The sequence below is a fragment of the Flavobacterium petrolei genome (assembly GCF_003314435.2).
GTDB lineage: Bacteria > Bacteroidota > Bacteroidia > Flavobacteriales > Flavobacteriaceae > Flavobacterium > Flavobacterium petrolei.
In genome coordinates, this window is record NZ_QNVY02000006.1 from 27,383 (window position 1) to 41,790 (window position 14,408).

Below are 14,408 nucleotides of genomic sequence, written 5' to 3' on the forward strand. Positions count from 1 at the left end.
TTTATTTTAAAACCAATTGTATGAAAAAAATAGTTTTATTAGTCTTTATTTCTTTTTCAATTGCCTCGTTTGGACAGGGTTTTTTACATAGAAATGGACAAGAAATTGTTGATGGAAATGGGAAAAATATTGTGTTGCGCGGTTTGGGATTGGGCGGATGGATGGTTCAGGAAGGGTATATGCTTCAAACCGGTTCGTTTGCAGGTCCACAACATGTGATTAAACAAAAAATAACGGATTTAATTGGTGCCAAGAACACCGAAGACTTTTATGATGCCTATAAAGTAAATGGAATAACTCAGAGAGATATTGATTCATTGGCGGCCTGGGGTTTCAACTCTGTTCGTTTACCGATGCATTACAATTTATATACCTTACCTCTAGAACAAGAAGTGGTTTCTGGTCAGAATACTTGGCTGGAGGAAGGTTTCGAAATGACCGATGAGTTATTGAAATGGTGTGCTGCCAATAAAATATATTTAATTTTGGATTTACATGCAGCTCCGGGTGGACAGGGAAAAGACGCCAATATTTCTGATTATGATCCTGCAAAACCATCACTTTGGGAAAGTACAGCCAACCAGGATAAAATGGTCGCACTCTGGGAAAAATTAGCAGAACGTTACAAAGACAATCCTTGGATTGGTGCGTATGATATTATCAATGAACCCAATTGGAATTTTACCGGGACGAACCAAAATGGTTGTGATGAAAACTCCAATGCGCCTTTAAGAGCTTTGCAAGTTAGAGTCACAAATGCCATTCGGGCAATCGATAAAAATCATTTAATTTTCATTGAAGGGAATTGTTGGGGGAATAATTACGATGGAATGTTTCCGCTTTGGGATGAAAATATGGCGTTGAGTTTTCATAAATATTGGAATCAAAACGATGTGGCTTCGATACAAAAAATGTTGGATTACAGAACCCAATACAATGTGCCAATTTGGTTGGGAGAAAGTGGAGAAAACTCTAATGTTTGGTTTAAGGAAGCCATTTCTTTGATGGAATCAAATAATATTGGTTGGGCTTTTTGGCCAATGAAAAAAATCGAGAATTTAGCGGGAGTTACTTCGGTTAAAAAAACGCCGGAATATGAGCAATTGTTGCAATATTGGAATAATAAAAGCGCTAAACCTTCGGTTGATTTTGGCAAAAAAGCATTGATGCAAATTGCCGAAAACTTCAAAATTGAAAATCTGACTATCAGATATGATGTGATTGATGCGATGTTCAGACAAATCCAAACTACGGAAACTAAGAAATATAAACATCATTCTTTGCCCGGTAAAGTATTCGCATCCGAATATGATTTGGGACAAAACGGATACGCTTATTTGGATAAAGATATTGCGAATTATGACGGTACAAAGTTCACCAAATGGAATAAAGGCGGAATGATGCGAAATGATGGAGTTGATATTGAGTCTTGCAATGATACAATGACAAACGGATTTCAGGTTGGCTTTATTGATGATGGTGAATGGTTGCAATACACGGTTGAGGTAAAAACCAAAACTAGTTTTGATATTGCTGTTCGTTATGCAAGTCAGGCTTCAGGCGGGAAACTGTATTTAGAAGATGGAAATGGTAGAATTTCTGAAACCATAACAATTCCATCTTCGGGAGGATATGATAAATGGAAAACGGTGACTTTAAAAAATGTGATTTTAAAACAGGGAATAAATAAAGTCAAAGTCCGTTTTGAAAAAGGGAATTTTAATTTTAATTTTTTAGAATTTAAAAAATCCAATAAATAAATCGAACGCAAAGATCATTATAAGTAACTTTTTTTTGTGGTTTGACACCAAAGATTAGTAAGCATTAAAGAAACGCAGTCAACAATATTTAAAATATACTGTTGACTGCGTTTTTTTAAATAAAAAAGTATTGACTCATTATTTAGTTTCTAATAAACTACAAGTTATGCTGTTTATTTGGAGAATAAATTGGATTGAGGGAAATTAGCTGAAGACGCTCGCAAATGCTTCAAATACATTCTTTTTCAATACTTTTTTAACAACAATTAATAACAATCTTTAATTCTGGTTGACAGCTTTCAAAATACCATCCAGATTTTCTTCTGTAAATTTCCCTCCAGATAATAAAAGGAATTTATTAATTGGCATATCGGCTAACATTGCTTCTAAAAATGAAGCTGCTTTTTTCTCATCTTCTGTTTCTGGTTTTTTATTCGCACCAGTGAAACTTTGAACTAGTTGTTCATATATCGCTTTACTATTAGGAGAATTTTTGAATTCTTTAAATAATGATTCACGCGTCAGTACTATTTTTGCAGCTTTTGTAGATTCGATAGCTATGGTTTGTTTTAAAGGCAAATCACGAGAGGAACTTCCAATAAGGATGTCAAAGTTTCCAGATTTTATTGCCCAATCATGAGATTTTGAGTTAAAATAAGCAAAGTCACGTGAAGTCAATTGAAATGTAACTGTTTTTTCTTCTCCGGCTAGTAATGTTACTTTTTCAAAGTGTTTTAGTTCGTTTTCTGGTCTTGCCACTTCGCTTTCTTGTTCATGAACATATAGTTGAACGACTTCTTTACCCGCAATTTTACCTGTATTTTTTACTTTTACTGAGATTGTGATTGCATCGGAATCTTTAGCTGATGTAGTATTGGCTTTAATATCAGAATAAGAGAAAGAGGTGTAACTCAAACCGTATCCAAAAGGAAAGTTAGGCTCGATTTTCTTTTTGTCATAATAACGGTAGCCTATAAAAATCCCTTCACCATAATTGGCATTTCCGTCTCTGGAAGGGAAATCCATGGCAGTAGGAGTATCTTCCAAACGAGCAGGAAAAGTTTCAGATAATTTACCGGAAGGATTTACTTTCCCCGTTAAAACATCTGCGATTGCGCCACCACCGGCTTGACCACCAAGATACGCTTCAACGATTGCAGCAACATCATTTTTCCAAGGCATAGAAACAGCAGCGCCATTCATCAATACCACTACAATGTTTTTGTTAACTTTTGCTACTTCTGAAATCAATTTGTTGTGACCCGCAGGCAAGTCCATGTTATTTCTGTCAAAACCTTCTGATTCATAGCTGTCCGGTAAACCTGCAAAAACAATTACTAATTCTGAATTTTTTGCATGCTGAACTGCTTCAGCAATTTTAGCATCATCCGTTTCCCCTGCAGTATTGTAACCAGTTGAAAAAGAAAATTGAGTTCCTTTAGCCATTTTTTGTAATTCATTCAGTGCATTTACAATTTGTGTAGGTCTTACTTGTGAACTTCCGGCTCCTTGATAACGTGGGTTTTTTGCAAAATCACCAACAATAGCTATCTTTTTTAAAGCTGATTGCAACGGTAAAATCGCATTGTCGTTTTTCAATAAAACAATACATTCGCCACTTACTTGTCTAGCTAATTCATTGTGTTTTACTTTGTCTACAACAATTCCTTTTTTGTGGCTGTCTTTTGCTTTTAAAGTAATGGCAAGTAAATCAGTTACGATTTCATCCAATCTGGCTTCCGCCAAAGTTCCTTTTTTTACTGCTTCAACAATTTTTTTATCATTGAAACCGCCGCTTGCAGGCATTTCTAAATGCAATCCGGCACCAACTCCTAAAGCTCTTTCGTTTACTGCACCCCAATCAGAAACTACAAAACCTTGCAATCCCCATTTTTCTTTTAGCATTTGATTCAATAAATAAGAATTTTCAGAAGCATATGTTCCGTTAAGTTTATTGTAAGAACACATTACTGTCCAGGGCTGTGCTTCTTTTACTGCCATTTCAAAGGCAGGAAAATAGATTTCGTTCAAAGTACGTTCGTCAACATTAGAACTATTAGACATGCGTTCTGCTTCCTGACTGTTAGCTGCAAAGTGCTTCATGGAAGTTCCTACTCCTTGACTTTGAACTCCATTTATAAAACCGATAGCCATTTTTCCAGCTAATACTGGATCTTCAGAAAAATATTCGAAGTTTCTTCCTCCAAGAGGCGAACGCTTCATATTTACTCCAGGTCCTAATAGTATTTGAACATCGTTAGCTTGAGATTCAATTCCTAAGGCTTCACCCATTTTTTGTGCCAATGCTGGATTCCAAGAAGAAGCAAGGGCTGATGCTGTTGGAAAACAAGTGGAAGGAACACTATTGGTAAAGTCGAAACCTTCAGCTTTGCGTAAACCATGCGGTCCGTCAGTCATAAAAATAGAAGGAATGCCAAGTCGGGTAATTGCTTTTGTAGACCAAGCTGTTTCACCGGAACATAAAGAAGCTTTTTCTTCTAATGTCATTTGTGAAACTAATTTTTTTGCTTTTGCACGATAATCTACTTCTTGCGCATTCGATTGGGACGTGAATATAAGTCCGATAAGTATTAAAATTAATTTTTTCATGGTTATTTGTGGTTGTTTTTTGGTGACTATTTTTAATAAATAATATTGTGTGTTATTTTGACGCAATGTACATAAATTTATGATTGGCAATGCATTCGATTTAAAATTTCACAATTTTTTTTTGTTTATGGTTTTTTTAAGTGTTTTTTTGTAGAAATCTGTTTTCTTGTCAAATGGATTTGTTTCTTTGCTACATTATTTTTTGATTTAAACCAGAAGTAAGGATTGGTGCGTTTTCAAAATGAGGCGTTCTTTTATTTTCTTATAAAAAATGAATTAAATTGCGCCTTTCAAAAAGTACATATATTAATAAGAAGAATAAATCACATGTTAAAAACCATTTTAGATAATAAGGAAGATTATCAGCCGGGTTTATCAATAGATTGTGTGATTTTCGGATTTCATGACAATCAACTTAAAGTTTTATTAATAAAAACAAAGTACAGCGATAAATGGGCTTTGCCAGGTGGTTTTGTGCCGATAAACGAGGGTATTGATCAGGCAGCTGTCACTGTTTTGCATGGTAGAACAGGATTAAAAGGAATTTTTCTGAGGCAGTTTGCTACTTTTGGAGCAGCAAATAGATGCGATGTTGAAGTGAGCAATGGTGTTCTGAATTTTTACGAAATACCTTTAGACGAGGGGAAATGGTTTGCAAGCCGCTTTGTAACAGTTGGTTATTATGCCTTAGTCGATTTTTTAAAAACGGTTCCTCAGCCTGACGGTAAAAATGAAATTGTAGAGTGGATTGATCATAATGCTGTTCCTGAATTAGTTCTAGATCATAAGGAAATTTTAGACAAAGCACTAGAAACCCTTCGGAAGGAGTTGAATTTAATGCCGGTAGGCTATAATTTGCTGCCCGAAAAATTTACTATTCCGGAATTACAAAAATTATATGAAACCATTTTAGGCAGAAAACTAGACCGAAGAAATTTTTTACGTAAGATAACGGCAATAGGCATTTTAACAAAGCTGGACGAAAAGAAAAGTAATGTCGCACATAAAGCGCCAAATTTATATAGTTTCGATAAAGAAAAATACGAAGAGGTCCTAAAGAATGGATTGACTCAGGGCTGGTAATCTGAACAATAAACATAGAAAACTCGTTAAGGAATTAAGGAGTTTTTTGTGTCTTGTTTTTTAGTTCAAGTTATTTAATCCTTTTGTATAACTTCAACTTTTGAATTTAATTCTATTTTAAGACGGGTCAATTAGAAATAAAAAAACTCCATTATTTCTAATGGAGTTTCTTGTGGACTGTCAGGGTTTGAAATCGAACTCTTGATACCTGTCTTGACATTTTTCGAGAATATAAAATAATTTCACTTTTGTTTCGAATTCCAACGTGGTCTTGGAACAGAAACAAATATTGGTAGATATATTGGCAAAACACAATGTTAATGCCATTCATTTGCTTTGATTGGCTTTGTAGAGGAATGGAAGGTGGCCAAATGGAAAAAAACCTTTTAAAGCAGTCCAATGCTAAAGACAATCGTTCCGTTTTTAGCAAATGTCTTTAAAATACAATACCAATGGTTATAAAAGAACAAGCTGAAGTCTTTACCGATGGTAATTTCAGATTTCACTTAGAACCAATGGACATTCCAGTTTCTAAAAGTATAAGAATGGATTTAATGTGGAATACTGACAAATTATACATTTTTGGCTTGAAATATATTATGAAAAGAAACCTAAGTACATGAATACATTATGATAACGATATGGGATTTTGTGTAGGTATGAGTTTGAAATATTAGCAAAATTCAATTTATATTCAAAATTGATTAGTTTCTTTGTGATATGAAAATTTTAATAATAGAAGATGAAATCGAAATTGCAACAAGTGTCATAAATTACTTGAGCAGTAACGATTTTCTTTGTGAATCAGCAACTACCTTAAAAGGTGCTATCGAGAAGATAGTTTTATATTCGTACGATTGTATTCTTTTAGATTTAATGTTGACTGACGGTAATGGATTTAAAATTTTAGAAGCCCTAAAGAAGCAAAACAAAACAGATGGAGTAATTATAATTTCTGCCAAAGACACTCTAGAAACTAAGATTGAAGGGCTAACACTTGGTGCCGATGATTACCTAACAAAACCATTTCACTTATCAGAATTATTAGTTCGCATTCAAGCATTAGTTCGACGAAAACAATTCAATGGAAAAAATGTGATTTCCTTTAATGAAATAGAAATAGATACAATAAGCAAGTCGGTCAAAATCAAAGGCATGAAAATCGAGTTTACCAAAAAGGAAATGGATTTATTACTATTTTTGATTGGTAATAAAAATAAAGTTTTATCCAAAAGTGCCATTGCCGAGCATTTATCGGGTGATATGGCGGACATGTTAGACAATCATGATTTTGTATATGCGCACATTAAAAACATGAAAAAGAAGCTCAAAGAAATGGGCGCAACAGATTATCTAAAATCAGTTTATGGAACAGGTTATAAATGGCAAGATGAATAAAAAACTACTTCAAAAAACACTAAATTATTATTTTATCTATGCGCTAGTAATACTAATCACAGTTGGTCCTGTATTTTATATTATTTCTAATATTTTATATGAAGACGATGCTAATGAGGATTTATATGCGATAAAAAAGCAATTTGATAAATTTACTAAAGATGATTTAACTATAATGGACATAACGCTTTGGAACAAGTTCAATCGCGATGTAAATCTCGAAAAATTCAATGGCATACAAAAAGACAGTTTATTTGATCATAGTTATTACGATGCATTAACTAAAGAAAACGAACCATTTAGAGTGCTCAACGCTCCAGTAAAAATTGAAGGCAAATGGTTCACTTTTTCTGCCAAAATAAATATGGTCGAAAAAGAAAATCTAATTGGAAGTACTGTAATTCTTTTCATTTCACTATTAGTACTTTTAATTATAGGCTTTTTCATTATCACCAAAATAATTTCAAAAAAATTATGGCAACCATTTTATGCAGCTTTAGACAAAATGGAACAATTTGAAATTGACAAATCTACTTCAGTAAAATTAATTAAAAACACAACCGAAGAGTTCAACCGATTAAATAGTGCCATCGATAGCTTAATCCATAAAAACTCTAGCATTTATCAAAGTCAAAGAGAGTTTATAGAAAATGCAGCACACGAGTTGCAAACACCAATTGCAATTTTTAAAGGTAAATTAGAGAATATACTTCAAAGAAATGACCTAAACTCAGAACAATTTAAATTGATTGATGATTTAAACAACACTACCACAAGGTTGGTTAAACTTAATAAAAATCTGTTGGTGTTATCAAAAATTGATAGCAATTCATACAATGAGATTGAGAAAATAAACATAAAAGATATCATCAATAATCAACTAACCTTTTTTAATGAACAAGCACTTTCAAAAAAAATAGATATTACAACAGAATTATCAAATGAAGTTGAAGCCAAATCAAATCATTTTCTGGCAGAAATGATAATCAGTAACTTATTTTTAAACACCATAAATCACAATGTATTAAATGGTCAAGTTATAATCAAACTTACTAATCATAGTATAACTTTCGCAAATACAGGAATACTCATAGCTTTACAGACTGAAAAAATGTTTGAGCGTTTTTCTAAATCCAATCCATCCTCTCAAGGAAATGGTTTAGGATTATCGATCATTAAAAAAATTGCGGATACAAACCATTGGTCCGTTAACTACTATTTTATGGATAGAATGCATAAATTCGAAATAGTTTTTTAAAATTCAATATTTCTTCAAATTCCATTCAGAACTTTGTTCAAAAAAAATAAAAGGAAAAAGCATGATGCGAATTAAAAACGTTCTATTAGTAACAATGCTACTATTATCGGTAGCAAATTTAAGGGCACAAAATAAATCAGTAACAGTGTCGGGTAACACAAAAGACAAAACAACTAAACTTGCATTACCATTTGTAAATGTGGCATTAAAAACTTCTAAAGATGCTACTTTAATTGCCGGAACAATAACAAATGAGGAAGGTCGATTTTCATTGGCCAATATCAAATCTGGAAACTATATTTTAGAATTCTCCTTTATTGGGTTCAAAATCAAGACACAATCAGTTTATGTTGGATCCCTTTCCGAGTTTTTAGATCAAGGCACTATCGAATTAGAAGAAGATGCCACAACCTTACAAGAAGTAGTAGTAGTATCAAAAACAAATACTGTCAGCGAGAAAATGGATAAAAAAACCTTTTCTATGGCTGACAATATTAGTCAAAGTGGCGGCTCTGTTTTACAATCCATGCAAAACTTACCAGGGGTTACAGTCCAAGACGGAAAAGTACAAATTAGAGGCAATGATAAAGTGACCGTATTGATTGACGGTAAGCAAACTGCTTTAACAGGCTTCGGAAATCAATCGGGTTTAGATAATATTCCTGCTTCAGCAATAGATAAAATAGAAATCATTAATAATCCATCTGCAAAATACGATGCCAATGGTAATGCTGGAATTATTAACATCATCTATAAGAAAAACAAAAAAGAAGGCTTTAATGGTAAAGTGGGTTTTACGTCGGGTTTAGGTGCTTTGTGGGAACGAAAAGAAAATTTGCCTACAATAAGACCACAATATTCATTAACACCAAAAATCAATCCTACACTATCACTCAATTATCGCAAAAATAAAATTAATGCGTTTTTTCAAGGCGATTATCTATACACAGAAACCCTAAATAAAAATGAATTTGTAACACGAACATACAATGACGGCACAATAATTAGCCAACAATTAAAAAGAAATCGAAACACCCATTTTTCAACAATTAAATCGGGAATTGATTGGAATATCGATGATTACAATACGCTAACCGTTTCGGGTTTATTTGGTTCAGAAAAAATTATTGATAACGGCGACCAACCTTTTTTTAATGCAGACTATTCCGAACGATTACGACTTTGGCAATTTTTAGAGGATGAATTAAAAACAACAGTGATGGGAACTGCTGCATATCAACATAAATTCAAGCAAGCCGGACATTTGTTAAATATTGGCTTCAATTATACCTTTCATAGAGAAGATGAAAAATATTTCTTCGATAACATTTTGCCAAGTTTTTCGAGTAAAGATTCCTTCAAATTATTATCAGATGAAAGTGTAATAGATCTAAATATCGATTACATAAAACCTTTAAAATACGGACGAATTGAAACAGGGTTCAAATTTCGAAACCGTATTATTCCAACAAACATGCAATTCTTTCCAGGAAATAATTCGCCTTTGGATGCAAGTGCAGGTGGTAAAGCAACCTATGAAGAAATTATTCCAGCAGTTTATGGAAACTACATTTATGAAACCAATAAAATCGAAGCCGAAATCGGATTACGCCTAGAATACTTAGATTTAGAATACGAGGTAAATCCAAACCATCCAACCTATAGAACTGATGGATATTCGTATTTCGAACCATTTCTTAATTTCCGTTTTGCTTATAAAATCAATGATGACAACAAAATATCATTGTTCTACAACCGCAGAATTGACAGACCAAACGAAGTAGATATTAGAATATTTCCAAAGTACGACGATGCCGAAATTATCAAAGTTGGTAATCCTGGACTAAGACCACAATTCACTAATTTAGTGGAATTAGGTTTCAAAAGAAATTTGAAAAAAGGCTATTTATATTCCGCTATCTACCATCGCTTTACCAATGCTACAATAACAAGAATAGCTTCTACAGTTCCTAGTAGTAATCTGATTTATGCCATTTTTCAAAACGTAAATAAAAGTTCAAATACAGGTGTTGAAATGGTCATTTCACAAGATATTGTAAAATGGTATTCTTCCAATATTAATCTTAATGCCTATTATAATCAAATCGGTGCGTTTACAGTTCAAAATTTATATCCACAGCCAAATACTTTTTCGGCAGCAAAACAAGATGTTTTCTCAGGAAATATAAAGTGGAACAACACATTGCACTTAACTAAAAAAGTGGATGCGCAACTAACGGCTGTTTATTTAGCACCAGATATTATTCCGCAAGGCAAAATTAAATCAAGATTTTCTATTGATTTAGGATTGAAAAAATCAGTTCAAAATGGTAAAGGAGAATTTTTTATAAATGCTACTGACCTATTAAATACTTTGGTAATTAAAAAAGAAATTCAAGGACAAGATTTTAGTTATACTAGCAATGACTATTACGAAACACAAGTAATAAGACTGGGTTACAACTATAAATTCTAAATTAGTTCTAATGAAAAAATTACCAGAAATTACAATGGCGTTTTGGATAATGAAAATTTGCGCTACCACTTTAGGTGAAACAGCAGGAGATTTATTTTCAATGACATTAAATATTGGTTATGCATTGATTTCATTAATCTTAGTTGGTTTTTTCATTGTTACTCTTCAATTGCAATTGTATGCTACAAAGTACAAACCAATGCTATATTGGTCAGTAATTTTGGCAACAAGCACAGCTGGAACTACAATGTCAGATTTTATGGATCGCACATTAGGCTTAGGATATGCCACCGGTTCATTACTTCTAATTACAATATTGATTGCAACATTTGTAGCATGGAAAAAAACGGAGAAATCAGTATCCGTAAACGATATTAATACATTTCATGGTGAAACATTCTATTGGATAGCTATTTTATTTTCTAATACATTGGGTACAGCGTTAGGCGACTTTTTAGCCGATAATTCAGGTCTTGGGTTTCTTGGTGGTGCGTTGCTTATTGGAAGTTTATTACTGCTACTAATTTTAGCACACTATTTTTTGAAAGTTTCGGAAGTACTATTGATGGCAGAAACCCTCGAGCTGCACGAAACGCATAAAAACCTCGATAAAAAGAAACATTATCTAAAATAATATAAAGATATTTCGCACTATTAAATATTTTTCAAATTTTGTATCTTGCAAACAGTAAATTTTAATGATGCTTAAAACAATTCAAATTATTGCATTACTTCAAGGACTTTTCGTCCTTTTTGTTTTATATAACAATCGCAATAGTTATAAGAACACAACTTTTTGGTTATTATTCGGAAGTTTATTTTCTATCGTTTTATACATTATTGGAGATGACAAGAATAATATATTTGTTAATAACACCGATTGGTTTCTTTTCGATAACACACTTTTTATAACATTTCTATTTTTGTTTTTTAGGTATTTCAAAAGCAATAAAGAAAAGTTTATAAAATCAGATTACTGTTTTTTCATACCAAATATCATTTATCTAATTCTTGAAGTAATTGAAATAAAATTAATTCAAACTAATATAGTCATTGAAGTTTTAGAAGTATTCTGCGAATTAACTTTTATCATCTACTTATTACTAATTTTATTTTCCATAATTTCAAGTAAAAGAAAAAATTGGATTATATATTTCATCATTCCAATCATTATTTTGTTCGTTTTTTCACTCATTAATGATATTCTTAAAATCGTTGGATTATCAGAATTACCGTTTTTATACGACCAAAATTTCAATTCATATCTTTTAATAGTTGTTGCGTTTTTATTCTATTTTATAACTTTTAAGTTGTTTAATGGTAATAAAGAAATTTTACCTAAAGTAGAAATCGGTAAATACAAAAACTCAAATCTAAACGATGAAACAATTAGTAAATATAAAACTGCTTTAATCAATGCAATGCAAATTGATAAAATATATCTTGATGGAAAATTATCCATACAAGATGTTTCAGATAAATTAAATATTCCGCGTCAATACATTTCTGAAGTTTTAAACGAACATATGAATACCAATTTTCAAGATTTCATAAATGAATATAGAGTGGAAGAATTTGTAAACCGACTAAAAAACGACCAAAACAATAATCTTACACTTTTAGGAATCGCTACAGATGTAGGTTTTAATTCTAAATCTTCTTTTAATGCTACATTTAAGAAATTCAAAGGCTTAACACCAACACAATTCAAGAAAAATCTTTTGTAAAAAAAGTAATTGGTACAAATCAATCATTTTGCACTTATTTCATTTTTATGAAAACACAATCACTTACGATATTTGCGAAATAATTAAAAGAACCCAAAATTATGTCGCAACTTAAATTAATTAAAAAGATTCTCTTTTGCTTTATTTTAACTATTTCAACGTACTCGATTAACGCACAAGTAAACGATACACTTTCATTTGTAAAATCAAAACGAATGTCAGATGATGACCTTGCAAAAAAACGAGAAGGAACTTTCATAACGGGTTTGCCTGACTTTTCATCAGATCCTGTTACAGGTTTTGGTTTTGGTCTTAGAAGTAATGTCTATTGGAACGGCGAACGAACAAATCCACTTTTTGCCTACACACCTTACTTGGCAAAACTAAAAGCTAATGCAGCATATTACACTTCAAACGCAAGAGAATTAATTTTATCTTTAGATGTACCATATTATAAAGGAACACGTTGGAGATTTAAAATTGATTTTAAAGCACAACAAAATCCAGCAAATTTATATTTTGGCTCAACAGAATCAACGTTGGGCAATCTACGATTGCCATCCAATGAAAACATTACTTTTTCAACATATGAAGCATTTGACAAAGCAAGAAAAACGCTGAGACCAGGTGGAATTGGCGAAGCAAGTTTTGTGACAGATGCCTTGTCAAACCGATTTAGAGAAACAGAATATATGCTTAATCTAAAAGGAGATTACGCAATAGGAAACGGAAAATGGCGAGTAATGGGTGGTTATGAAATTCAAAATTTAAGTTATAAAACTTTTGAGGGAGAGGAAGCAGAGGCAATAAATCCAAATTCAGGAGAAGAAACTACTGCTCCAAATGGATTTTCACTTTTGCAAAGAGATTTTAATCAAGGCTTAATATCTGGCTTAAATGGTGGTTGGATTTCAATTTTACAAACCGCATTAATTTATGACACAAGAGATTTTGAACCCGACCCAACCAAAGGTTACTATTTTGAAATAGCAAATGAATATTCTGGCAAATATATTGGCTCACAATTTGATTTCAATAAACTTTTTATTCAAGCAAGAGCATATCAAAAGTTGCCTTTTGGAAAAAGAACTGTTATCGCTGGAAGATTTGGAGTTGGTAACATTTTTGGCTCGAATGCCCCATTTTTTGAATTTCAAGACCAATGGAGTCCAGAAGGTAGCATCAATGCACTTGGTGGAAAGCAATCATTGCGAGGTTATCGAGCAAATCGGTTTTTAGCACGTTCTACGTGGTTCACAAATATTGAAATAAGATATAGAATTGCAGAAACAAAATTAGGAAAACAAAGATTTGCTTTCGGTGTCGCACCATTTTTTGATGCAGGAACAGTAAGAGACGAATGGCAAAATCTAAACTTTAAAAACATTCGTTACTCGTATGGTTTAGGTGCAAGAATTGCTTGGAATCAGTCCACAATTTTATCATTTGATTACGGAATATCAAAAGAAGATAAACTCTTCTACATCGGCATAGGTCAAGCTTTTTAACAAATTAGTTTGGTATTATTTGTAAAGATTTTGGAGATATAAAAATAGTGTATGTTACAAACAGAAATATAAAACTAACTAGCGGATTTATATTTATTGCTATCGCAATTATATATATCTGCTCCGCATTTATATAAATATGTTTCGCATTTACATTTCTGTTTGTCCTATTTATATCAATCCAATTTATATTTATTTATGTGTGACTTATATTTTTTGTAATCCGATTTGTATTTATACCTATCAGACTTAAATTTATTGAAACCCTAAACCTAATTATGAAAGGATTACAAAACAGAACGGAAACAGAAGAATAAAGGGCATCTGCCAACAATTGCTAAAACTCATGGCTAGTTTTTCGGTAAATTGTTCATTTACTTTTCATAACTTCTCTCGGGCAATTATGGAAAAAAAGCTTTCCATAAGTCGCCACGAGCTCTAGCAAAGAAACGTTTTGGTTAGCATTTGTTTTAACACGACCATTCGGAGCAACTTTTGGAGATTTACTTACAAAACCTTTGGAAAAAGGCGATCTAAATTTTGGAACTACTTGTCGTCAGCTATACTATTTACAATTTTAATGCTATT

9 protein-coding genes and 1 pseudogene are annotated in these 14,408 nt (G+C 32.3%); 9 read left to right on the forward strand and 1 reads right to left on the reverse strand.

The window, feature by feature from the left end:
• Positions 1–20 precede the first annotated feature (20 nt).
• Positions 21–1,760 carry a cellulase family glycosylhydrolase gene (locus DR871_RS14580; RefSeq protein WP_113667176.1) on the forward strand — a complete coding sequence of 580 codons (1,740 nt, stop codon included), beginning with the start codon at positions 21–23 and terminating at the stop codon, positions 1,758–1,760.
• Between the two features lie 279 nt (positions 1,761–2,039).
• Here the strand turns inward: DR871_RS14580 and DR871_RS14585 are convergent, their stop codons facing one another.
• A complete protein-coding gene (locus DR871_RS14585) occupies positions 2,040–4,370 on the reverse strand; it encodes a glycoside hydrolase family 3 C-terminal domain-containing protein (RefSeq protein WP_207209814.1) in 2,331 nt (776 codons plus the stop codon).
• A gap of 327 nt (positions 4,371–4,697) precedes the next feature.
• Here DR871_RS14585 and DR871_RS14590 point away from each other — a divergent pair, with 327 nt between their 5' ends.
• From DR871_RS14590 to DR871_RS16665, 8 genes and pseudogenes are all read left to right on the forward strand, one after another.
• On the forward strand, positions 4,698–5,453 hold the full coding sequence (locus tag DR871_RS14590) for an NUDIX hydrolase (RefSeq protein ID WP_113667191.1): 756 nt from the start codon (positions 4,698–4,700) through the stop codon (positions 5,451–5,453).
• A 720-nt stretch (positions 5,454–6,173) separates the two neighbouring features.
• Positions 6,174–6,851 carry a response regulator transcription factor gene (locus tag DR871_RS14595; RefSeq protein WP_099715575.1) on the forward strand — a complete coding sequence of 226 codons (678 nt, stop codon included), beginning with the start codon at positions 6,174–6,176 and terminating at the stop codon, positions 6,849–6,851.
• Positions 6,820–8,109 (forward strand): sensor histidine kinase, encoded by a 1,290-nt coding sequence (locus DR871_RS14600; protein ID WP_099715576.1) that lies wholly within the window; start codon positions 6,820–6,822, stop codon positions 8,107–8,109. Before DR871_RS14595 ends, DR871_RS14600 begins: the two co-directional genes overlap by 32 nt.
• Before the next feature lie 61 nt (positions 8,110–8,170).
• Positions 8,171–10,585, forward strand: a complete 2,415-nt coding sequence (locus DR871_RS14605) for an outer membrane beta-barrel protein (RefSeq protein WP_233206904.1) — start codon at positions 8,171–8,173, stop codon at positions 10,583–10,585.
• 10 nt (positions 10,586–10,595) lie between these two features.
• Positions 10,596–11,219: a COG4705 family protein gene (locus DR871_RS14610; RefSeq protein ID WP_099715577.1), complete on the forward strand. Its 624-nt coding sequence runs from the start codon at positions 10,596–10,598 to the stop codon at positions 11,217–11,219.
• Positions 11,220–11,283: 64 nt separating this feature from the next.
• The gene (locus tag DR871_RS14615) at positions 11,284–12,312 is read left to right on the forward strand and encodes a helix-turn-helix domain-containing protein (protein ID WP_233206905.1); all 1,029 of its coding nucleotides are present in this window, start codon (positions 11,284–11,286) and stop codon (positions 12,310–12,312) included.
• Between the two features lie 101 nt (positions 12,313–12,413).
• Entirely contained in the window at positions 12,414–13,820 is a 1,407-nt protein-coding gene (omp85, locus tag DR871_RS14620) for an Omp85 family outer membrane protein (RefSeq protein ID WP_113667177.1), read from the forward strand.
• Between the two features lie 491 nt (positions 13,821–14,311).
• Positions 14,312–14,401, forward strand: a pseudogene (locus DR871_RS16665) (hypothetical protein); the annotation flags it as partial.
• Positions 14,402–14,408 lie beyond the last annotated feature (7 nt).

Bases quoted from the DNA above. Each gene is read 5' to 3' on its own strand.
- DR871_RS14580 (WP_113667176.1), top strand. From the start codon at position 21: ATGAAAAAAATAGTTTTATTAGTCTTTATTTCTTTTTCAATTGCCTCG.
- DR871_RS14585 (WP_207209814.1), bottom strand. From the start codon at position 4,370: ATGAAAAAATTAATTTTAATACTTATCGGACTTATATTCACGTCCCAA.
- DR871_RS14590 (WP_113667191.1), top strand. From the start codon at position 4,698: ATGTTAAAAACCATTTTAGATAATAAGGAAGATTATCAGCCGGGTTTA.
- DR871_RS14595 (WP_099715575.1), top strand. From the start codon at position 6,174: ATGAAAATTTTAATAATAGAAGATGAAATCGAAATTGCAACAAGTGTC.
- DR871_RS14600 (WP_099715576.1), top strand. From the start codon at position 6,820: ATGGAACAGGTTATAAATGGCAAGATGAATAAAAAACTACTTCAAAAA.
- DR871_RS14605 (WP_233206904.1), top strand. From the start codon at position 8,171: ATGATGCGAATTAAAAACGTTCTATTAGTAACAATGCTACTATTATCG.
- DR871_RS14610 (WP_099715577.1), top strand. From the start codon at position 10,596: ATGAAAAAATTACCAGAAATTACAATGGCGTTTTGGATAATGAAAATT.
- DR871_RS14615 (WP_233206905.1), top strand. From the start codon at position 11,284: ATGATGCTTAAAACAATTCAAATTATTGCATTACTTCAAGGACTTTTC.
- omp85 (WP_113667177.1), top strand. From the start codon at position 12,414: ATGTCGCAACTTAAATTAATTAAAAAGATTCTCTTTTGCTTTATTTTA.